Annotated in this window: 20 protein-coding genes and 3 pseudogenes; 4 read left to right on the top strand and 19 right to left on the bottom strand. The window is 71.4% G+C overall.

Annotated features, from left to right (window positions below):
* Window positions 1-41: 41 nt before the first annotated feature.
* Window positions 42-1,304: an ATP-binding protein gene (locus tag U5640_RS12995; RefSeq protein ID WP_340375988.1), complete on the bottom strand. Its 1,263-nt coding sequence runs from the start codon at window positions 1,302-1,304 to the stop codon at window positions 42-44.
* Window positions 1,305-1,652: 348 nt separating this feature from the next.
* On the opposite strand from U5640_RS12995, the pseudogene U5640_RS13000 reads away from it, so the two are divergent.
* From U5640_RS13000 to U5640_RS13010, 3 genes and pseudogenes are all read left to right on the top strand, one after another.
* Window positions 1,653-2,054 (top strand): annotated as a pseudogene (locus tag U5640_RS13000) (DUF6245 family protein).
* Window positions 2,055-2,072: 18 nt separating this feature from the next.
* Window positions 2,073-2,264, top strand: coding sequence for a hypothetical protein (locus tag U5640_RS13005; protein ID WP_340375989.1), 192 nt, complete (start codon window positions 2,073-2,075; stop codon window positions 2,262-2,264).
* Between the two features lie 203 nt (window positions 2,265-2,467).
* Window positions 2,468-2,710: pseudogene (locus tag U5640_RS13010) on the top strand (AraC family transcriptional regulator); the annotation flags it as partial.
* 183 nt (window positions 2,711-2,893) lie between these two features.
* On the opposite strand, the pseudogene U5640_RS13015 reads toward U5640_RS13010, so the two are convergent.
* The 15 genes and pseudogenes from U5640_RS13015 to proS all read right to left on the bottom strand — a co-directional run.
* A pseudogene (locus tag U5640_RS13015) lies at window positions 2,894-3,631 on the bottom strand (magnesium chelatase domain-containing protein); the annotation flags it as partial.
* Between the two features lies 1 nt (window position 3,632).
* A complete protein-coding gene (locus U5640_RS13020) occupies window positions 3,633-4,025 on the bottom strand; it encodes a YraN family protein (RefSeq protein WP_340375990.1) in 393 nt (130 codons plus the stop codon).
* 100 nt (window positions 4,026-4,125) lie between these two features.
* Complete coding sequence (locus tag U5640_RS13025) at window positions 4,126-4,434, bottom strand: DUF2469 domain-containing protein (RefSeq protein ID WP_005311352.1); 309 nt, start codon at window positions 4,432-4,434, stop codon at window positions 4,126-4,128.
* 56 nt (window positions 4,435-4,490) lie between these two features.
* Window positions 4,491-5,027 carry an NUDIX hydrolase gene (locus tag U5640_RS13030; RefSeq protein ID WP_340375991.1) on the bottom strand — a complete coding sequence of 179 codons (537 nt, stop codon included), beginning with the start codon at window positions 5,025-5,027 and terminating at the stop codon, window positions 4,491-4,493.
* Complete coding sequence (lepB, locus tag U5640_RS13035; protein ID WP_340375992.1) at window positions 5,017-5,799, bottom strand: signal peptidase I; 783 nt, start codon at window positions 5,797-5,799, stop codon at window positions 5,017-5,019. The genes U5640_RS13030 and lepB (U5640_RS13035) overlap by 11 nt, the downstream gene beginning before the upstream one ends.
* Window positions 5,800-5,905: 106 nt before the next feature.
* Complete coding sequence (gene lepB / locus U5640_RS13040; protein WP_340375993.1) at window positions 5,906-6,889, bottom strand: signal peptidase I; 984 nt, start codon at window positions 6,887-6,889, stop codon at window positions 5,906-5,908.
* A complete protein-coding gene (gene lepB, locus U5640_RS13045) occupies window positions 6,777-7,874 on the bottom strand; it encodes a signal peptidase I (protein WP_340375994.1) in 1,098 nt (365 codons plus the stop codon). The genes lepB (U5640_RS13040) and lepB (U5640_RS13045) overlap by 113 nt, the downstream gene beginning before the upstream one ends.
* Entirely contained in the window at window positions 7,867-8,598 is a 732-nt protein-coding gene (lepB, locus tag U5640_RS13050) for a signal peptidase I (protein WP_340375995.1), read from the bottom strand. Before lepB (U5640_RS13050) ends, lepB (U5640_RS13045) begins: the two co-directional genes overlap by 8 nt.
* Before the next feature lie 79 nt (window positions 8,599-8,677).
* Window positions 8,678-9,028 carry a 50S ribosomal protein L19 gene (rplS, locus tag U5640_RS13055; protein WP_020128707.1) on the bottom strand — a complete coding sequence of 117 codons (351 nt, stop codon included), beginning with the start codon at window positions 9,026-9,028 and terminating at the stop codon, window positions 8,678-8,680.
* Between the two features lie 133 nt (window positions 9,029-9,161).
* Entirely contained in the window at window positions 9,162-9,995 is an 834-nt protein-coding gene (gene trmD / locus U5640_RS13060; RefSeq protein WP_340375996.1) for a tRNA (guanosine(37)-N1)-methyltransferase TrmD, read from the bottom strand.
* A complete protein-coding gene (gene rimM / locus U5640_RS13065) occupies window positions 9,995-10,555 on the bottom strand; it encodes a ribosome maturation factor RimM (RefSeq protein WP_340375997.1) in 561 nt (186 codons plus the stop codon). The genes trmD and rimM overlap by 1 nt, the downstream gene beginning before the upstream one ends.
* A gap of 95 nt (window positions 10,556-10,650) precedes the next feature.
* Window positions 10,651-10,890 carry an RNA-binding protein gene (locus tag U5640_RS13070; protein WP_003973401.1) on the bottom strand — a complete coding sequence of 80 codons (240 nt, stop codon included), beginning with the start codon at window positions 10,888-10,890 and terminating at the stop codon, window positions 10,651-10,653.
* Window positions 10,891-10,892: 2 nt separating this feature from the next.
* The gene (rpsP, locus tag U5640_RS13075) at window positions 10,893-11,312 is read right to left on the bottom strand and encodes a 30S ribosomal protein S16 (RefSeq protein WP_340375998.1); all 420 of its coding nucleotides are present in this window, start codon (window positions 11,310-11,312) and stop codon (window positions 10,893-10,895) included.
* Window positions 11,313-11,602: 290 nt separating this feature from the next.
* On the bottom strand, window positions 11,603-12,202 hold the full coding sequence (locus U5640_RS13080; protein ID WP_067257435.1) for a hypothetical protein: 600 nt from the start codon (window positions 12,200-12,202) through the stop codon (window positions 11,603-11,605).
* A 261-nt stretch (window positions 12,203-12,463) separates the two neighbouring features.
* Window positions 12,464-13,879, bottom strand: coding sequence for a proline--tRNA ligase (gene proS, locus U5640_RS13085; protein ID WP_340375999.1), 1,416 nt, complete (start codon window positions 13,877-13,879; stop codon window positions 12,464-12,466).
* Between the two features lie 200 nt (window positions 13,880-14,079).
* Here proS and U5640_RS13090 point away from each other — a divergent pair, with 200 nt between their 5' ends.
* Window positions 14,080-14,955, top strand: coding sequence for an SAM-dependent methyltransferase (locus tag U5640_RS13090; RefSeq protein WP_340376000.1), 876 nt, complete (start codon window positions 14,080-14,082; stop codon window positions 14,953-14,955).
* A gap of 37 nt (window positions 14,956-14,992) precedes the next feature.
* Here U5640_RS13090 and ftsH read toward each other — a convergent pair whose 3' ends face one another.
* From ftsH to U5640_RS13105, 3 genes are all read right to left on the bottom strand, one after another.
* Entirely contained in the window at window positions 14,993-16,936 is a 1,944-nt protein-coding gene (gene ftsH / locus U5640_RS13095) for an ATP-dependent zinc metalloprotease FtsH (RefSeq protein WP_340376001.1), read from the bottom strand.
* A 100-nt stretch (window positions 16,937-17,036) separates the two neighbouring features.
* A complete protein-coding gene (gene ffh / locus U5640_RS13100) occupies window positions 17,037-18,587 on the bottom strand; it encodes a signal recognition particle protein (RefSeq protein ID WP_340376002.1) in 1,551 nt (516 codons plus the stop codon).
* Between the two features lie 111 nt (window positions 18,588-18,698).
* On the bottom strand, window positions 18,699-21,152 hold the full coding sequence (locus U5640_RS13105; RefSeq protein ID WP_340376003.1) for a [protein-PII] uridylyltransferase: 2,454 nt from the start codon (window positions 21,150-21,152) through the stop codon (window positions 18,699-18,701).
* Window positions 21,153-21,167 lie beyond the last annotated feature (15 nt).

Below are 21,167 nucleotides of genomic sequence, written 5' to 3' on the forward strand. Positions count from 1 at the left end.
ACCGAATGGGGCGACGTGTGCCGTCGCCGGTGCGGCGGCTCTCAGAACGTGGTGGCGGTCGGAGCCTGCCGGAATCCGGCGGCGATCTCAGGGTGGCGTGCGGGCACCGTATTCGGGCCGACGCGGACGTAGAACTCCGGGCGCTGTGAGTCACGGTCGCGGTAGGCGTACATCTGGCCCCCGCCGGAGACCTCGATCGCGAGGACCTTCTTGCCGTCGTGGTCGATCACGCGTGACTCGTACGGCGGCGCTGGTTCCACGCTGTCCCGGATCATGACGACGACCTGGAGTTCCTGCTTGTCGACGGTGGGCTTCTCGGGCAGGCCCACGATCTGCAGGTCGTCGCGGACGCCGATCAGGACGGTGCCGCCGTCCTGCGATGCGAAGGCGGCGATGGTCTTGAGCATCTTCTTCCGAGAGTCGCCCTCCGGGACCTCCTGTTTGCACTCCAAGTGCTTTCCCTCTCCGTTCGCCAGGAGAAGCTCCAGCTCCGGGCCGGGCTGCTCCCAGACGACCGAGGCATCGCGGGCGCGCCCGTACGTGGGAGCCGGGAAGTGGCGCCAGTCCAGCCACTGATCCTCGCGGCGGAGCATCAGCAGGCTGTCGTGCGCGAGTCCGTTGGGCAGCTCGAAGCGGTAGGCGCCGGCGCCGTCGACGGAATGACGCTCGTTGCCCGCCGCCCAGCTCAGCTCCAGTACGGCGCCGTCCAGGGCCTCGCCGTCGACGACGGCCGTCAGCAGGTCGGGCCCAATGGTGATCTGTGAAAGCCAGCCCGCGCGCTGCGGCAGGACGATGCGCCACAGGTCCGAGCGGCCCGCGTTGCTGTCGTGGGGGCGCTGGTGGAGGAAGGCACTGAGGGCCTGGTCGAAGTTCAGGAAAGAGGGGCCGTCCCCGACCAGCAGGTCGTGGCCGGGCTGGAGTGTGTTGGCGTCCCGGTTGATGGTCCACTCGGTGCGCGGCCACGGTGTGGTCACCCGGTCCCACTCTTGCTGGCCGCGCAGCCGAGAGGTGGAGGCGCTGGAGGCCAACGGGCCGGCGACGACGTGGAGACCGTGGATGTCCTGTTCGTCGCCCCGCAGCAGCGCGGCGACCGTCGGGCCGGGCAGGCGTAGTTCCAGGAAGCTCGCCGTGCTGTAGCGCCAGGCCCGCTCCTTCACCGGGGTGTCGTCGTCCAAGGTGACCTGGCCATGGTGCAGTTGCCACTGTTGTCCGTCCGCGACCAGTGCCAGCCGGACGTTCACGGCGGCGCGCTCGCTGAGCATCGCCACCAGTACGGCCGTGTCCGTCTGCCCGTTGTTCGCCATGTCCGGCTTCCTTCTCCCCGCAGCGTGTGAAGCCGCCCCAGGCGCAGCGTGACGTCCCGTGCTCCCGAGCAGGCTACGCCGCAGGTACGCGAGCAGGAGGCCAAGGGCTCTCCTCAGTTCAGGCGGTAGCCGAGCAGCGCGAGGCCGACAGCCGCGGCGCAGTGCAGCGTAGCCCACCCGCGTGCGTTCAAGTCCGCGCGTCCGATTCGAACGATCCGACTCGAATTCGAGTCACTCCCATCTCCTATGACCAGGCAAACGCCGCGACCACCACCTGCGCACTATTGATCAGCCCGGCTCGGCGGAGAGGACGCTTACCGGGTCCGGCTGGTCAAGGCCCTGCTCGGCATGGTGCAGACCGAGGCGGCGCTCGCCGACGGTGTCGTCCTGGACGACGGCGCCCACCACGCGGCGTGGGAGGCACAGCTGTAGGCCGCAGGTGCCGGGCAGGACGGCCCGGTCAAGCGTGTCGAGTTCATCCGCTGGCAGGTCCTGCGGGCCGGCACGCCACTCAGGTTGATGGCCCAGCACCATGAGACCGGGCCGATACCTCTGGCCGCCGCACACGCGGCGAGTGGTCTGCACCTGCTGCTCGGCGTGATCGCCGCGAGTCAGGACGCCGTCGCCCAGGGCGACGTGGACACCTTGGCCGCGCAGGCCGAACAGATGGAGGCGGCCCGGGAGGCGCTGGAGACTGCGATCGGCAACACCGACATCGTGCTGAACATGCTCAAGTCGGCCGGCCTGTAGGAGGCGCTGGTGGCGGGGATGCCGACTCCCGGGAACGTGCAGCGGGTGCGGGCGAAGCAGATGGAGGAGGCCGCGGCGAGGAAGGCGCTGAAGGCCCAGCAGCGTGAGGAGAACGAGCGGAACCGGCTGGCTGGCCAAGGGAGCGTCTCCGAGGTGACTCACCAGTACACGAACGAGACTCGACGGGGACGCCGACAAGACACCGGCTGATGCCGGTGCACCTCTTGGAGTTCTGAGCACGTCCTCACAGTGTCTCGTGTGCGCCCCGGCAGCGCCGCACTGGCGTTGCACACAGAGCCTTCGGAGGACTCACGTGTGCGGGGTGTCGGGTGGTGCCTCCCAGGAGACACGACCGGGACACCACAGGGACGCCGCCGCGGCTGCGCGACGTCCAACGAGTGCTGGAGTCCGACATGACCGCCTCGCCGAGCCTGGCTGAACTCGGTCGGAGGGTCAGCGCGAGCGAGCGGACCCTGTCCAGGCTGTTCGGCGACAAGCTGGGGATGGGCTGCACGGCCTGGCGCACACAGCTCCGCCTGCACCGGGCGGTCCTGCTCCTCGCCGAGGGACGGACCGTCACGCAGGCGGCCGCGGTCTGCGGGTTCTCCTCCCCCAGCGCCTTCGTCAGCGCATTCAGGGCCGCCTTCGGACGGACTCCCGGGTCGTTGTACAGACAGCCGGCAAGCCGCGAACGACGACCATCCCGCTCCCGAGGGCCACTCCGGACGAGGTGCGTCGATGCGGAAAATCAGGACCTCTACGGCCATCCGAACCAGAGCTCCGGGGTGCGATTCCGTTCGTTTACGAGGCTTCCATCACCTAATCGTTTAAATGCATGGACCCGGCGGTCCCTCCAGGAAGAGGTGGTGGCCACCGGCCGCGGCGACTTCCACCGCGGTCCGTGCCGAGCGCTGGCCCACCACGTCGGCGAGATCGTGCCCCTGGTCGTGCTGGGCGGCGCCGAGGCTGTGCATGCCCGTGGCGGCGCCGGTGCCGGGCATGCGCAGACCGGCGAGGAGGGGATCGGGGCGGCCCAGGTCGTCCGGCTCCTCCTCGGGGACGGGTTCGTCCGCGAGGACCGCGATCAACTGGCGCAGGCTGCGCACCCCGAGCACGGAGACGCCCGGCACCAGCGAGGCCTCGGCCGCCGCGCACTCGGGCACGACGACCTGTTCGTAGCCCGCTTCGGCGGCGGCCAGCACGGCGGGCAGGATGCCCCGGACCGGGCGGACCCGGCCGTCCAGCCCGAGCTCCCCGATCATCACGATGTCGGCGAGGACCCGGGGGTCGATCCGCTCCGAGGCGCCGAGTACCGCGCAGGCCACGGCCAGGTCGAAGCCGCTGCCGGCCTTGGGCACCGACGCCGGACTGAGTCCGACGGTGAGTTTCTTCTGCGGCCACTCGGCTCCCGAGTTCACCACCGCCGCCCGCACCCGGTCCCTGCTCTCGGTCAGGCTCTTGTCCGGCAGGCCCACCAGGGTGAACGCCGCTACCCCCGGCTCCAGGTCCGCCTGGACCTCGACGACGACGCCCTCGACGCCCACCAGTGCCACCGAACACGTCCGTGCGAAGCCCATCTCAGGCCACCCCCCGCACATGCTCGACGACGGGGGCTCCGCGGTCCGGGAGCAGGACTCCGACCAGGTCGATGCGGACGCCGCCGGGCGGCGCGCCGCCATGGGTCTGGATCCAGCGCTCCGCCAGGTCCCGCAGCCGCCGGGCCTTCCGTGGGGTCACCGCCGCCATCGGGTGCTCGTAGGAGCCGCCCTTGCGGGTCTTCACTTCGCAGACGACGAGGACGTCCCCGTCGTGGGCGACGATGTCGATCTCGCCCGTCCTGCCGGAGCGCCAGTTGCGCTCCACGATCGTCATCCCGGCCCCGGACAGCCGCCGGGCGGCCACGTCCTCGCCGTAGCGGCCCATCGCACGTCGTGCGTTCATGCAGGCACCACCTCCGGCGCCCACAGTCACGCACCCGCCCGCCCGCAGTGGATCTTGGTGGATGAGTCGCCCCTTGTGGACAACTCCGTCACCCACAAGCGGGACACATCGGCCGGGCGGGAGCCCCGGGTCAGCTGCCCGGCAGCTCCAGGTCGCTCTTGTTCAGCTCCTCGATGTTCACGTCCTTGAACGTGAGCACCCGCACCTGTTTCACGAACCGCGCCGGCCGATACATGTCCCACACCCAGGCATCGGCCATCGAGACCTCGAAGAACACCTCGCCCTGGACCGAGTGCACCTGCATCTCGTAGTCGTTGGTCAGGTAGAACCGTCGCTCGGTCTCGATCACGTATTTGAACAGACCGACGACATCGCGGTACTCCCGGTAGAGCTTCAGCTCCATCTCGGTCTCGTACTTCTCGAGGTCCTCGGCGCTCATGGCATGTTCCCCTTCAGCCGTGCGATCCCCCCATTGTGCGCCAGTCCCGCGGGGCCCTAGACGATTTCCGTGTCGAGGGTTACGGGTCTGGCCGGGGGACCTTCGTCTAGCAGCCTGCCCAGCAGTTCGGCGAGTCTGGTCGGATACACCGTCTCATGCGCCCGGCCCAGTTCCTGACACGTCCACCAGCGCGCTCCGGCGACGCTGCGCCGCTCCAGCTCGGTCAGGGCCGTGGCCCCGGTCGTCGTCACCGTCGTACGGGCCAGGTAGTACCACTCGTCCTGGTCCCAGCGGCGGCCGGCGAACGGGAAGGAGCAGGTCCGGCGCCACAGCACCGGGCCGAGTTCGACCTCGGTGATCCCGGTCTCCTCGACGAGTTCCCGCAATGCGGCCTGCTCACGGGTCTCGTCGCCCTCCACTCCCCCGCCGGGCGTGAACCACCAGTCGTCGGAGGGGTCGTCCGGCTCGTGCCCGTGCAGCAGCAGGATGCGGTCCTGCGGGTCGAGGAGCACGACCCGGGCGACCTTGCGCAGCCCGGCCCCGGAGACGGTTCCGGAGGCGTCCGGCGCCCCCTGCGCAGGCTCAGCGGGCACCGGCGGGCTCCGGCCGGGGGCGCGGACGGCGGGCGGAGGCCCGTTTGGCGACCGGGCCGTACGCGGCGCCGCCGAAGATCAGCACGGTCCCGCCGGCGATCATCCACAGGATCAACCGCAGCGGACCCGGCCGGGAGAGGGTGCCGAGTTCCTCGAAGCCCGTCGGGCTCTTGAGCATGCCCCTCCAGGGGAAGACGACGGCGTCCACCCGGGCCCTGACCGCGCTGCGCGCCACCGTGCCCTGGGCCGCGTCCGTGAGGTGGGCGGTGGAGTCCAGGGAGCCCTGCCGCTCGTCGCCGAGCAGGAACAGCCGGCCCTCGGGGACCTTCACGGTCGGGAAGTCCTGGATCTCGGCCAGGCTGCCCTCGGGCAGATACGGTTCCTCGATCTGCTTGCCGTTGACGGTCAGCCTGCCCTCGGAGCAGCAGGCGACGGTGTCACCGCCGACCGCGACCACGCGCTTGACCACGAGGGCGTTGCTGACCCACTCCTTGTCGCTGAAGACCACGACGTCACCGCGGCGCACCTCGTCGCCGTCCACCTTCTGGGCCAGTACCCGCGAACCGCCCTCGATCGTGGGGCTCATGGAGCTGGTGGGGACGGTGTAGGGCCGGTAGACCAGGGCCGCCCAGCCGAAACCGCCCAGGAACAGCGCGAGGCCCAGCGCGACGACCAGACCGGACAGGCGCTGTCCGGTCCGGCTGCCCACCGGGCCACTGCTGGTGCCTCCGCCGCTGCGCGGGGCCGTACGTGTCGTGCTCTCGCCGCCCATGGGTCCGCACCCTACCCGGCGGTACCGAACGGGGTCAGCCCTTCTTCGTCTCTTCCCCCGGCCATGGTCACAAGCTTGGGAAAGGGTTTACGGACGGGATGAAGGATCAGCTGCGCCCGGCGTCCGCCGTCGCGCGGCGGCGGCGCCACAGGACCAGCGGGACCGCGCCGACGAGCGCGAGGCCCTCCGGGGCGACCGTCAGGGCCGCGGAGGCCGCCGACTGGTCGTTCAGGCCGGCCTGGTCGAAGGTGTCCGGCACCGGCAGCGTGCCCCAGCGGGTGATCGGCCAGGCCTTGACGATGGCGCGGCCGACGACCTGGTCGACGGGCACCATGCCGTGGTTCTTGTCCGACTGGTTGTAGCGGGAGTCCCGCGAGTTCTGCCGGTGGTCGCCCATGACCCAGACGTAGCCCTTGGGGACCTTCACCGTGAACTGGCCGCCCTGGTCGTCCTGGCTGCACGGGGTGTTCCCCGGGTAGACGTACGGCTCGTCGAGGGCCTTGCCGTTGACCTTCAGCGGGCCCGTGCCCTTGCAGGAGACGGTGTCGCCGCCGACGCCGATGACCCGCTTGATCAGGTCCTTCTCCTCCGCGGACGGCATCAGGCCGATCCAGCTGAGGAAGGTCTGCACGGCGTTCGGCTCGGTGGTCGCCTCGCCGGCCAGCCAGTTGTCCGGGTCGTGGAAGACCACGACCTCGCCGCGCTCGGGCTCGGAGCCGAACCACGGGGTCAGTTTGTCGACGAGCACCCGGTCGCCGATCCTGAGGGTGTTCTCCATCGACGCCGACGGGATCGAGAACGCCTGCACCAGGAAGGTCTTGATGATCAGCGCGAGGACGAGCGCGATCAGGATCAGGATCGGCAGCTCCTTCCAGAAGGAGCGCGGCTTCTTCTGGTTCGGGGTCGGGTCGCCCGGACCGTCGCCGCCGCCCCGGGGGGGCTCGTCCGCCGGCGGGCCCTCGCCGCCCGCCGCCGGGTCATTCCCGGAGGTCACGGCGCCGTCTCCAGCCGGGTCGGCAGTGTCCACGGGACGTCCGCGGTGCTCCTCGCCTTCGTGCCCGGACCGTGCGCCAACCGCCACATCCCCCACGCCAACTCCTCACTCCGTGCCGCCGCCTGCCCCATGCTCGGCGCAGGCCCACCACTCCCATAACGAGCGGGAGTTCCGCAGGGATCGGGAGCTGTCGGATCGTTCCGTTCGGATCGTCCTGGGCAACCCTATGCGACAGCCGGTCGGCGGAAGCCGCCGTGGCGGCCGCGCCGGTGACGGAAGAGAAAGTTTGCGGTTCCTTGAGACGGACCCAGTGTCCGAACGGCCAGGCGATGACCATGGCCCGGCCGACCACCTCGTCCTCGGCGACCGTGCCGCCGTAGTCCGTGTTCTGGTGGGAGCGGGAGTCGGCGGAGTTGGCCCGGTGGTCGCCCATCACCCACAGCCGGCCCTGGGGCACGGTGATGTCGAACGCGGCGTCGGAGGGGTTGTTCCCGGGGTAGAGGTAGCTTCCCTCTTCCAGGGGAACGCCGTTGACGGTGACGCGCCCCTGCGTGTCACAGCACTTGACGTGGTCGCCGCCCACGCCGACGACGCGCTTGATGAGGTCCTTCTCGTTGTCGGACGGCAGCAGACCGATGAAGGTGAGCCCTTCCTTGACCTGCTTGACGACGACGGGGTCCTTCTTCTTCGCCGTGGCCGTCTCGTCGTTGAGCCACCCGCCGGGGTCCTTGAACACGACCACGTCCCCCCGCTTCGGCTTGGAGCCGAACCAGGGGGTGAACTTGTCCACCAGGACGCGGTCGCCGATGCGGATGGTCTGTTCCATCGACCCGGAGGGGATCACGAAGGCCTGCACCAGGAAGGTCTTCAGGACCAGCGCTATCAGGACGGCCACGCCGACCAGCAGCGGCACCTCCCGGGCGGCGGACCGCCTGCGCTTGCGCTTGACCTTGCGCTGGAGTTTGCGCCGTTCCGCGCGGGTGCGGCCACCGGAGGAGCCGGAGGTGCGCCGGACGCCGGTGGGCAGCAGCTGGTCCACGGGCGAGGTGGGGGTGCCACGGGGTTTGCCTCGGTTACCCATGGGCGGCCGCCGCCGTCGGTGTGCCGCTCGCCCCCTGGGCGCTCGCGGCGGGCACGCGCGCGTAGGCGCTCGGGCGGGACAGCCGGGTGAGGTGGCCGTACGGCCAGACGATCCAGTCCGCGCGGCCGATCACCCGGTCCACGGGGATCATGCCGCCGCCCGGTGAGCCCAGGTGGTCGCGGGAGTCGCTGGAGGCGCCGCGGTGGTCGCCGAGGACGAACAGGGTGCCCGCGGGGACCTCGACGTCGAAGTCCACCGTGGACGGGCTGTCGCCCGGATACAGGAAGGACGACTCGTCGACCGACCGGCCGTTCACCCGGATCCTCCCCTCCTTGTCGCAGCAGACCACGTGGTCCCCGCCTACCCCCACGACGCGTTTGACGTAGTCGGAGTTCCCGAAGTACCCGGTGCCGTCGAACACGACGACGTCGCCGCGCCGCGGCCCGGCACCGAAACGGTACGTGAACTTGTTTACGAGAACGCGGTCGCCGATCCTCAATCCCTGTTCCATGGATCCGCTGGGAATCTGGAATGGTTGGACCACGAAAGCGTTCAGGAGCAGCAAAAACACCAGGCAGATCAGCAGGGTGAGGCTGATGCGGCCACCAGGCAGCCGCTCGGCGATCCAGGCCGTCAACGAGAAACGCGACCGTCCCTCCACGGTCCCCCGAGGGGGGCGGGAGGAGCGGTCGCGCTCCGTCGTCGGCTGAGCTTCGGTGTCCATCGGGGTCAGATGCTATCCGGCCCCCCTGTGGATCACCCGGGTGTGCTCAGTGGATCACCAGTGGATCCACCGTGCGGGCTCAGTTGTCGCGCTTCTCCTTGATCTTCGCGGCCTTGCCGCGCAGCTCACGGAGGTAGTACAGCTTGGCGCGACGGACGTCACCGCGGGTGACGAGCTCGATCTTCTCGACGATCGGGGTGTGCACCGGGAAGGTGCGCTCGACGCCGACGGAGAACGAGACCTTGCGGACCGTGAAGGTCTCGCGGACACCGGCGCCCTGGCGGCGGATGACGACGCCCTTGAACTGCTGCACACGAGAGCGGTTGCCCTCGATGACGCGGACGTGGACGTTGACGGTGTCGCCCGGGCGGAAGGCCGGGACGTCGCTGCGCAGCGACGCGGCGTCGACGGAGTCGAGCAGGTGAGACATTTCGTCTGCTTTCTTCGCCGATGCCACAGGTCATCAGCGGGAGAGGGTTACCGGAAGGTCTGCCGGCGGCGTCAGGGCGGGCGTCGTGTCCCCCTGTGGCAGGGGCGCACGCCGGACGGCGCACAACAGCGGTCTATTGTTCCATGGCCTCGGGCCTGCGCCAAAATCGGCCGTACGGCTCGCCCTCGGGGTCGGGTGCCCAGCCCAGGATGGAGAGCATCTCGCGGTCCTTCTTGTCGAAGGCCCGGGGTGCACAGCGCTCGATCAGGTCGGGCCGGTGGGCCGTCGTACGGCGCAGGGCCTCGTCGCGGCGCCAGCGGGCGATCTTCCCGTGGTGGCCGCTGAGCAGCACGTCCGGGATCTCCCGGTCGCGCCAGACGGGGGGCTTGGTGTAGACGGGGCCCTCCAGGAGGGCGGCCATGGCGCCGGGGGCGAAGGAGTCGTCGCGGTGCGACTCGGCGTTGCCGAGCACCCCGGGCAGCAGCCGGGCCACGGCCTCGGTGATCACGAGGACGGCCGCCTCACCGCCGGCGAGGACGTAGTCGCCGATGGAGACCTCGTACACGGGGACGCGGGTGGCGTACTCGTCGACGACCCGGCGGTCGATGCCCTCGTAGCGGGCCGGGGTGAAGATCAGCCAGGGCCGGGCGGAGAGTTCGACCGCGAGTTCCTGGGTGAAGGGGCGGCCGCTGGGAGTGGGGACGACGACGGCGGGGAGCGTCGAGCCGCTCTCGTAGCCGTCGGCGAGGACCGTGTCCAGGGCCTCGCCCCACGGCTCGGTCTTCATGACCATGCCGGGCCCGCCGCCGTAGGGGGTGTCGTCGACCGTGTTGTGCCGGTCGTGGGTCCACTCCCGCAGGTCGTGGACGCGGACGTCGAGCTGTCCCCGCGCGCGTGCCTTGCCCACGAGGGAGATGTTCAGCGGCTCGAGGTACTCGGGGAAGATCGTGACGACGTCGAGGCGCATTACGACTCGTCCCCGGCAGCGGCGTCCTCGCGCGAGGAGGCGATCTCCGCGCGGTCGTCGATCAGACCGGGCGGCGGGGCGACGACCGCCCGCTGCTCCTCCAGGTCGATCTCGACGACGATCTCCGAGACGAACGGGATCATCACCTCGGTGCCGTCCGGGCGTTCGACGATGAAGAGGTCCTGGGAGGGCAGGTGCGAGATCTCGGTGATGCGCCCGACCTCGGTGCCGTCCTCGGTGACGACGTCGAGGTCGATGAGCTGGTGGTCGTAGTACTCGTCCTCTTCCTCCGGCAGCTGCTCCGGGTCGACCTCGGCGATCAGGAGCGTGTTGCGCAGGGCCTCGGCGCCGTTGCGGTCGCGGACGCCCTCGAAGCGCAGGAGGAGCCGGCCGCTGTGGACCCGGCCGGTCTCGATGGTGAGCGGTCCCGCGGCGGCGGGATCGGTGGCGAGTACGGCGCCGGGCGCGAGCCTGAGTTCCGGCTCGTCGGTGCGGACCTCGACGGTGACCTCGCCCTTGATGCCGTGGGCGCGGCCGACGCGAGCGACTACCAGCTGCACTGTGCTTGTTCTCCTGTCCTGCAACCACTGTCATACAACTACGGGCCGGGGACGGCCCCATGGCCCTCCCCGGCCCGAGCCGGTGCTGCGATACGTCAGCGGACGTGGTCCACGTCGACGAGGTCGACGCGCACTCCGCGGCCGCCGATGGCGCCCACGACGGTGCGCAGAGCGCGTGCGGTGCGGCCGTTGCGGCCGATCACCTTACCGAGGTCGTCCGGGTGGACCCGGACCTCGAGAACGCGCCCGCGGCGCAGGTTGCGCGAAGCGACCTGCACATCGTCAGGGTTGTCGACGATGCCCTTCACGAGGTGCTCGAGAGCCTCCTCGAGCATGCTCAGGCCTCGGTCGACTCGGACTCAGCGGCGGCCTCGTCCTTCTTCTCGGCCTTCTTCTTCTGGGTGATCGCCTCACCCTTGCCCTCGTCGTCGCCACCGAGGGCCTCGAACGAGGGGCGCGCCTTCTTGGGCGCGGCCACGAGCAGCGGAGCCGGGGCGGGCTCGCCCTTGAACTTCTGCCAGTCGCCGGTCTTCTTCAGGATGGCGAGCACGGGCTCGGTCGGCTGCGCGCCGACGCCCAGCCAGTACGCGACGCGGTCCGCGTCGACCTCGATGATCGAGGGGTTGTACGTCGGCTGGTACTTGCCGATCTCCTCGATCGCACGGCCGTCACGGCGGGTGCGGGAGTCGGCGATGACGATGCGGTAGTGAGGCGAACGGATCTTGCCCAGACGCTTCAGCTTGATCTTGACTGCCACGGGAGTGGACTCTCCTGATTTTGACGTGGTTGGGCACGGCGAGAGAGCCGCGTGGGGTTGCGGTACCCGAGTGCCCGATGGACGCGTCAGCCGGAGGAGAGAGGGGTCCTGTGCGGCTGTCGAGTACAGCTAGCCATTGTGCCACACCCCGCGGGTCGCCTCGCGCCGAGGGTGTGCGCGGGCATGCCTCGGCAGCGCCCGGCGCTCGGCGGGGAGCCCTGAGATCCACGGCTCCCCGCACCACGCTGAACCGGCAGCCACGAGATGCCGGTGCATGACCGTCGCAGGGCCTACGCGGCGCCCGCGATCTCGGGGATGCGGAACGGCTTGCCGCAGCCGCCGCACACGATCGGGGCCTGGGCCAGGACCGACGGCACCACCCGGACGTTACGACCGCAGTCGCAGACGGCCTTGACCCGGACGCCGCCGCCGGAGGAGCCGTGGCGGGCGGCCGGGCCGCGGAAGGTGCGGGTGGTGCTGTCGGCGGAGGTGGCCGCCGTGTGGGCCTTGAGTGCCCGCTGGAGGCGCTCGATCGTCGGACGGTAGCGGCGCTTGGCCTCGGGGTTGAGGGTGACCAGCGAGAAACCGCTGCTGGGGTGCGGTTCCTCGGGGTGGTCCAGGCCCAGCTCCTCGGCGATGGCGAGGAATCTGCGGTTGTGGTAGCGGCCGGCGCGGGAGGTGTCGCGAACGCCGCGGGCGGCGGCGATGCCATGGACTGCCTCATGGAGCAGTCGCTCGAAGGAGAGCTCGTGACCGCAGGCGGACGACGACTCCCCGATCAGGGACTCTGGCGCGGCAAGGTCCGGCAGCTCGGGGTGGTACCGCTGAATGTCGGCCCACGCCTGTGCCAGCTCTGCGGCGAGAACAGGTGGTGTCTGTGTCGTGCTCACGTAATGACAACGAGCGGGAGTGCCGCTGTGTTCCTATTCCGGGGCATCCCAAATAATTTGCACGTACCCGTCAGTTGCCGCTGATGCGTGGAGACGAGGGCGGGTGCGCTGATCTGCGGAGAAGCCGCACAGCTCCCCCCAAGGTGGTGCGTAGTTCGCCGTACGCCCCGGCGCGTAGCCGAAGTCCGCACGCCGGGGAACAGGTGTACGGCGGGGCGCAAGGGGTGTTTCGGTCGCGCCGGACCCCCGGAGCGCGCCGTCTCAGTAGGCGCGCGCGACGACCGCGACGTTACCGGGCGCGTCCTCGGCGTCCGGCACCGACCCGTCCTCGGCGACCAGACACCGTACGGTCACGGCGTGCTCGGCGAGGGCCGCCTCGCCCTGCGGGCCCAGGACGGCCCAGGGGATGCGCGCCCAGCGGCCGGCCGTGGCCGCCTCGACGGCCTCCCGCACCGTGGCCGTCTCCACCGTCCGCGCCTCGCGCCGCTGGAGGGACTGCGTCAGCAGCAGCGCCTGGTCCTCCTCCAGCACGGACGGCAGGAGCTGTACGAGGCTGTCGAGGGCCACCGGCTCCTTGCCTCCCGGGATGCGGCGGGCCAGCATCGCGGTGCCGTTCTCCAGGTCGCGCGGCCCGATCTCCACACGGACCGGCACGCCCTTCAGCTCCCAGTCGACCGCGCGCCGCCCGAAGGGCACGTCGGTGCGGTCGTCGACGTGCACCCGGATGCCGGCCGCCCGCAGCCGGTCGCCCAGCTCGCGGACCTTGGCCAGAACCGCCTCCTCGCCCTTGACCGCGAGGAGCACGGCCTGGATCTGCGCCAGCCGGGGCGGCACCCGCAGCCCGTCGTCGTCGCCGTGCATCATCACCAGGGCGCCGATCATGCGGGTCGTCGAACCCCAGGAGGTCTGCCAGACCAGCTCCTGCGTGCCGTCCTTCGACAGGTAGGTGGTGTCGAAGGCCCGGGCGAAGTTCTGGCCGAGTTCATGGCTGGTGGCCATCTGGAGCGCCTTGCCGTCGCCCATCATCCCTTCGAGGGTGAGGGTGTTGACGGCTCCGGCGAACCGCTCCCGGGTGGTCTTGCGGCCGGCCACCACGTCCATCGCGAGGACGTTCACCATGAAGTCCTCGTAGACCCGGCGGTGGATGTGCGCGGCGAAGTCGCGGGCGTCCTCGTAGGTCGCGTGGGCGGTGTGCCCCTCCTGCCAGAGGAACTCGGTCGTCCGCAGGAACAGCCGGGGGCGCAGCTCCCAACGGACCACGTTCGCCCACTGGTTGATGAGCAGGGGCAGGTCGCGGTAGCTCTGCACCCACTTGGCGAAGTACTCGTTGATGATCATCTCGGAGGTGGGGCGGACCACCGCCGGCTCCTCCAGCTCCTTGCCGCCGCCGTGCGTGACCACCGCCAGTTCCGGGGCGAAGCCCTCGACGTGGTCGGCCTCGCGGGTCAGGTACGACTGCGGGATCAGCAGCGGGAAGTACGCGTTCTGGGTGCCCGTCTCCTTGATGCGGGCGTCCATCTCGGCCTGCATCCGCTCCCACAGCCCGTATCCGTACGGCCGGATGACCATGGTGCCGCGCACCGGACCGTTGTCGGCCAGTTCCGCCTTGCTGATCAGATCCTGGTACCACCGGGGGAAGTCGTCCGCCCGCGGCGTGAGAACGGGTGCCTTGGCCATGACGCGATGCTACGGGCCCACGTTGCCGGAATGTGAATTCTCGCCACTCCCCCCCGCGCGTCCGCAGACAGGGCCCCGAGACCCCTGGACGCGGCCGCAGAGGGGGAGTTACCTGGCATACGGGAGCGGTGCGAAGGCACTGCACGGGGGTCACCTGATCGGTACTGCGGCAAATTCTCGGCGGAATGGGGCGCTTATTCATGACACCTGTGCTCGTGCGGCAGCACCTTCCCACCGCGGGGCCGGTGCCCCGTACGGACCTGGGTGCACGCGCGCGTGACTGGTCCGAGATCCAGGAACGGATGCTGGTTCCGCTCTACGAGGCCGTCTACGAGCGGCTGGAAGTGGGCCCCGGCACCCGGCTGCTCGCCCTCGGCTGCGGCTCCGGGCTCGCCCTGCTGATGGCCGCCTCCCGGGGCGCGTCCCTCACCGGGGCCGAGCCGGGCTCCCCCGAGCGGCTGGCCCTCGCGCGCGAGCGGCTGCTGCCCTCGGCCGGGGAGGGACCAGCGCGCGGGGACATCCGGCTGACCGGCCGGTCACCGGGGGACGCGGCCGGCGTGGAAACGCCTGCGTACACCCTGGTGACCGCCTTCGAGCCGATCGGCGCCCTCGCCGGGGACGCGGAGGCGCTGGCCGGGCCGCTCGCGGCGGCGGTGCCGCTGGCCGAGCGGGGGGCGCCGGTGGTGCTCGTCGGCTGGGGCCCGCCGGAGCGCTGCGCCACCTGGGACGTACTGCGCGCGGTGGCCGGACCGGACGCCCTGACGCGCGACGCCGAGGCCGACGGCGGCCCGGGCCGGCTGCGGCACGCCCTGCGGGACGACCTGGAGGAGACCGCGCAGCGTGCGGGGCTGAGGCCGGACGGTTCCGGCCGGGTGGCCTGTCCCTTCGGGTACGCCGGGGTGGACAGTGCCGTCCGGGGCCTGCTGTCGACGGGGCTGTTCGACACGGCGGTCGCGGCGGCCGACCAGGACCAGGTCGGCAAGGAGCTGGCGGAGGCGCTGCACCCCTACCGCAGGCGGGACGGCACGGTGTGGATGCCGAACGTGTTCCGGTACCTGATCGCCCGTACGCCGTGACGCGTCGCCCGTACGCGGTGACGGGTCGTCCCGGGACTCAGTCCTCGTCCTTGCGGAGCCGGGTGATCCCGGCGATGCGGTAGGCGTCCGCCTCCTCCAGGGTCTCGTGCTCCAGGAGCGCCTCGGCGAGGGCGTCCAGCTGGCCGCGGTGGTCGCGGAGTTTGGTCAGCGCCTCGGCGTAGCACTCGTCGACGATCCGGCGCATCTCGTCGTCGATGACGTCGAGGGTGGCGGGCGCGGCGGCGAGGCCGTAGGCCTGCTGGGCGTCGCTCGGCAGGGCGGAGAGCCGGCCGACGCGGTCGCTCATGCCCCAGCGGGCGACCATCCCGCGGGCGATGTTGGTGACCTGTTCGAGGTCGTTCTCGGCGCCGGTCGTGACGACCCCGTAGATCACCTCCTCGGCCGCCATCCCGCCGAGGGCGCCGATGATGCGGCCGCGCAGATACTGCTCGGAGTGCGCGTACCGCTCGACCTCCGGGGTCGACATGGTCACGCCGAGGGCGCGGCCGCGGGGCACGATGGTGACCTTGCGGACGGGGTCGGCGCCCGGCTGGAGCATGCCGAGGAGGGCGTGGCCGCTCTCGTGGTAGGCGGTGCGGCGGCGGTCCTCCTCGGGCATCACCAGGGTGCGTTCGGCTCCGAGCTGCACCTTCTCCAGCGCTTCCGACAGGTGCGCCGGGGTGACCTGGCTCTGCTTGCGCTTGACGGCGAGCAGGGCGGCCTCGTTGGCCAGATTGGCCAGATCCGCGCCGGTCATGCCGGGGGTGGTGCGGGCCACCTGGGTCAGGTCCACGTCGGGGGCGAGCGGGATCCGGCGGGTGTGGATGCGCAGGATCGCCTCGCGTCCGCCGCGGTCGGGAGGGGAGACGCTGACGACCCGGTCGAAGCGGCCCGGCCGGGTGAGCGCCGGGTCGAGGATGTCGGCGCGGTTGGTGGCGGCGATGACGATCACGCCCTCGGAGCCGGAGAAGCCGTCCATCTCGGTGAGGATCTGGTTCAGCGTCTGTTCGCGCTCGTCGTGACCGCTCACCGACGCGCCCCCGCTGCGGACCCGGCCGATGGTGTCGATCTCGTCGATGAAGATGATCGACGGCGCCACCTTGCGGGCCTCGGCGAACAGCTCCCGGACCCGGGAGGCGCCGACGCCCACGATCATCTCGATGAACTCGGAGGCGGAGGCCGAGAAGAACGGCACCCCCGCCTCGCCGGCCACCGCGCGGGCCAGCAGGGTCTTGCCGGTGCCGGGCGAGCCCGCGAGCAGCACCCCGCGGGGCATCTTGGCGCCCATCCTGCGGTAGGCGTCCGGGTGTTCCAGGAAGTCGACGACGTCGTCCAGCTCGCCCTTGACCTCGTCGATGCCGGCCACGTCGGCGAAGGTCGTGCGCTGGGTGCCGGGGCGCAGCTCGACGGGTTTGGGCGGCGCCTTGCGGCCGAGCATGCCGCCGGCCCCGCCGAGGCCCCCGGTGAACCTGCGGGCGAAGAAGACCCACACCGCGACCAGCAGCACGATCGGGATCAGCGAGATCAGCAGGTTGGAGAGCAGACTGCGCTGCTGCACGACCGGCCGGGCGGTGACCGTGACGTCGTGGCTGCTCAGGTTCTGCCAGAGGTTGTCGTCGGCGAAGGCGGGGCGCTGGGTCCTGAACCGGGTGTAGGTGCCGTCGTCGTCGGGGTTGTCCCGGGCCTTCCTCAGCTCGCCCTGGATCGCGTCGCCCTTGGAGTAGATCTTCGCGACGTTGCCCTCGTCGACCTGTCTGCTGAACTCGGTGTAGGAGATGGTCGGCTCGTTGCCCTGGCCGAGGTAGTTCAGTCCGACGTAGACGATCAGGAAGACGATCACCGCGGTGACGGCGAGGCCCCACCAGCGGCCCCGGGGACGTCTGCCACCGGGGCCGGCGGGAGGCGGTGTTCCCTCGTCCGGGGTGCCCTCGGAGCGCCATGGCTGGTCGGGTGCCCTGCGCGGCGGAGCGGCATTGCTCATATCTGGACGTTACGGCAGACACCGGGCCTCGGCATGCGCTGAGGGCGCCCTTCCCGGCGGAAGGGCGCCCTCAGTGTCGTGACAACCGGCGACGGTCGCGTCAGCCCATGAACTTCTTGAACTCGTCGGGCAGCTCGAAGTCCTGGGCGCCCTGCTGCGGCACCCCGAAGGCGTTGCCGCCCTGTGCCTGGGCCTCGCGGCGCTGGGCCGCCTCCAGCTCCTGCTGGCGGCGCTTCATCGGGTTGCCGGAGCGCTGCTTGCCCTTGGCCTGCTTCGGCTGCTTCTTCTGCCGGCCGGGACCGCCGCCCATGCCGGGAATCCCCGGCATGCCGGGCATACCGCCGCCCTGGGCCATGCGGGACATCATCTTGCGGGCCTCGAAGAACCGCTCGACCAGGCCCTTGACCGCGCTGACCTCGACGCCGGAACCCTTGGCGATACGGGCGCGGCGCGAGCCGTTGATGATCGTGGGGTCCTGGCGCTCGGCCGGGGTCATCGACTTGATGATCGCGGCGGTGCGGTCGACGTCCCGCTCGTCGAGGTTGTTGATCTGGTCCTTGATCTGCCCCATACCGGGCAGCATGCCGAGCAGCTTGCTGATGCTGCCCATCTTCCTGACCTGCTCCATCTGGGACAGGAAGTCGTCCAGGGTGAAGTCCTGGCCCTTCTTCGACGCCAGCTTGGAGGCCATCTTCTCGGCCTCTTCCTGGCTGAACGTCTTCTCCGCCTGCTCGATCAGGGTGAGCAGGTCACCCATGTCGAGGATGCGGGAGGCCATCCGGTTCGGATGGAAGGCGTCGAAGTCGTCGAGCTTCTCGCCGTTCGACGCGAACATGATCGGCTTGCCGGTGACCTGGCGGATCGACAGGGCCGCACCGCCGCGGGCGTCGCCGTCGAGCTTGGAGAGCACGACACCGTCGAAGCCGACGCCGTCGCGGAAGGCCTCGGCGGTGTTGACGGCGTCCTGGCCGATCATCGCGTCGACGACGAAGAGGATCTCGTCGGGCGAGACGGCGTCGCGGATGTCCGCGGCCTGCTGCATCAACTCCTGGTCGATGCCGAGGCGGCCGGCGGTGTCCACGATCACGATGTCGTGGACCTTGGCCTTCGCGAACTCGATGGAGTCCTTGGCGACCTGGACCGGGTCACCGACGCCGTTGCCCGGCTGGGGCGCGTAGACGGCGACGCCCGCGCGCTCGGCGACGACGCTGAGCTGGTTGACGGCGTTGGGGCGCTGGAGGTCGCAGGCGACGAGCAGCGGCGAGTGGCCCTGCTCCTTCAGCCAGCGGCCGAGCTTGCCCGCGAGGGTGGTCTTGCCGGCGCCCTGGAGACCGGCCAGCATGATCACGGTGGGCGGCTGCTTGGCGAACCGCAGCCGTCGGGTCTCCCCGCCGAGGATCGTGACGAGTTCCTCGTTGACGATCTTCAGGACCTGCTGGGCGGGGTTCAGCGCCCGGGAGGCCGTGACACCGAGGGCGCGCTCCTTCACGTTCTTGATGAAGCTGCGCACGACCGGCAGGGCCACGTCGGCCTCGAGCAGCGCGATGCGGATCTCGCGCGCGGTGGCGTCGATGTCCGCCTCGGAGAGCCGTCCCTTGCCGCGCAGGTTCTTGAAAGTCGCTGAGAGGCGATCGGAGAGAGTATCGAACACGGCGGCGTCGGTCCTCGGGGTCGGGGGCGGTACGAGCGTCTTCAAGGGTATCCCGGACGGGCAAGACCGGGTCACGGCAGTGCCGCGACCCGGTCCGGCGGTGTGCCGGGCTCAGCCCCGCAGGGTCTCCTCCAGCTTGCGGGAGACGGCCGCCGCCTCGTCGACCGGCAGCGGCGCCCCCTGCGCGCCGGTGACGTAGAAGGCGTCGACGGCGTTGGCGCCCAGGGTGCTGACGTGCATGCTGCGCACCCGTACCGCCGCGTCCTCCAGGGCCGAGCCGATCCGGAACAGCAGCCCCGGCGCGTCCTGGGCGCGGACCTCGATGACGGTGGCGTGCCGGGAGGCGGCCGGGGCGACCGTCACGCGCGGCGGGGGCGCGACCACGCCCCGGCGCCGGGGGTAGGCCGCGTCGCGCTCGGCGAGCCGACCGGCGATGTCCAGGGAGCCGTCGAGGGCGCGCACGAGGTCGGCGCGCAGCCGGGCGGCCTGCGGCAGCGAGCCGTACTCGGCGGCGACCCGCCAGTTCAGCAGCAGGACGGAGCCCTCGACGCCGTCCGGCAGGTCCAGGGCGCGCAGCTCGGCGGTGCGCACGGTCAGCCGGTGCACGGCGAGCACGCCGGCCACGGCGGGCAGCACGCCCTCCTGGTCGGGTACGGCGATGAGCAGTTCCACGCCGAGCGGCTCGGGGTCGCCGGGCGGCTGCTCCCCCGCGTCGGCGGGCGGTTCGGTCTGGGCGCGCAGGGCCAGGACGGGGCTGCCGGTGGCGACCGCCTCGATGGCGAGCCGTTCCTGCTCGGCGGTGGGCGCGGCGGTGTCCGGCTCCTGCGGTTCGTCCCCGGCGAGGACCGCCCCGACCCGCTTGACCAGGTCCGCCACGAGCGAACCCCGCCAGGAGGACCAGGCGGCGGGCCCGGTGGCCAGCGCGTCCGCCTCGGTGAGCGCGTGCAGCAGTTCGAGGGTGCTCTGCGAGCCGACGGCGTCGGCGACCGAGCGGACCGTGGCCGGGTCCTCCAGGTCGCGCCGGGTCGCCGTCTCGACGAGCAGCAGGTGGTGCCGTACGAGGGAGGAGAGCACCGCCACGTCCGCGCGGTCGAAGCCGATGCGGGCGGCGACGTCCTTGACGATGATCTCGCCCGCGACCGAGTGGTCGCCGGGCCAGCCCTTGCCGATGTCGTGCAGCAGCGCGGCGACCAGGAGGAGGTCGGGGCGGCTGACGCGGCGGGTGAACTCGGAGGCGCGCACGGCGGTCTCGATGAGGTGCCGGTCGACGGTCCAGATGTGCACGGCGTTGCGCTGCGGCCGGCAGCGCACCCGCTCCCAGTCGGGCAGCAGCCGGGTGATCAGGCCCTCGGCCTCCAGCGCCTCCCAGACCTCCACGGTGGGCCGGCCGGAGCCGAGCAGGGTGACCAGCTGTTCGCGGGCCTCGGCCGGCCAGGGGGTCGGCAGGGCGCGCACGGTGGCGGCGAGGCGCCGTACGGCGTGCAGGGAGAGCGGGAGGCCGGCCTGGGCGGCGGCGGCCGCGGCGCGCAGCGGCAGCACGGGGTCGCGTTCGGGGCGGGCGGCGCGGGCGAGCACCACCTCGCCGTCCTGCTCCACGACGCCCTCGGCGAGCGGGGACCGCTCGGGGACGGGCTTCCCGCCGCCGAGCATGGCGCGCAGTCGTGGCCGTACGGCGCGGGAGCGCAGCACGCGGGCGACTTCCCGCCAGGTGACGTCGCTGGCGTAGGAGATGACGCGCGCGGCCTCGTATACCTGCCGCAGGAGGGTGTCGGCGTCGAGGAGGCCGAGTCCGGCGGCTACCTGGTCCTGCTCCTGGAGGGCGAGGCGGTCGGTGGCGCGGCCGGTGGCCAGGTGGAGGGCGTCACGGACGTCGAGGAGGCGGCGGCGGGCGTCGTCGAGGCCCTCGCGGGGCGCGTCGGCGAGCCAGGAGGCGGCGACGGCGCGCAGCGCGGTGGCGTCCCGGAGGCCGCCGCGGGCCTCCTTGAGGTCGGGTTCCAGGAGGTACTGGAGCTCTCCCTGGCGCTCGGCGCGCTCGGCGCAGAGTTCCTGGAGCTCGGGCAGGCGTCTGGGGGCCTGGTTGCGCCAGTCGGCGAGGACGGCGGTGCGCAGTCCGGAGGTCAGGGCCAGGTCGCCGGCGAGGTGGCGGGCGTCGAGGAGACCGAGGTTGACCTTCAGGTCCTCCCCGGCGGTCTTGCGGGCCTCGGCGGGGGTGCGCACGGAGTGGTCGAGGGCGAGGCCGAGGTCCCAGACGGGGTACCAGAGGCGGTCGGCGAGGGCGGCGACGGCCTTGGGGTCGCTGCCGTCGTGCAGGAGCAGCAGGTCGAGGTCGCTGCGGGGGGAGAGCTCGCCGCGGCCGTAGCCGCCGACGGCGACCAGGGAGACGCCGGCCAGTCCCTCGGCCGCCGCGGTGAACAGTCCGGCCAGCCAGTCGTCCGTGAGCGCGGAGAGGGCGGCACGGCGCGGCGGCCCGGACCGCGCCTCCTCGGTGAGGAGGCGCAGCCGGGCCGCCGCATAGCCGCTGGGTCCCGAGTCCTCTGTTTCGTTTCGCACGTCTGTGCCCGTCACCCAGCGACTCCTGTT

The sequence above is a fragment of the Streptomyces sp. SS7 genome, from assembly GCF_037993025.1.
Classification (GTDB): Bacteria; Actinomycetota; Actinomycetes; order Streptomycetales; family Streptomycetaceae; genus Streptomyces.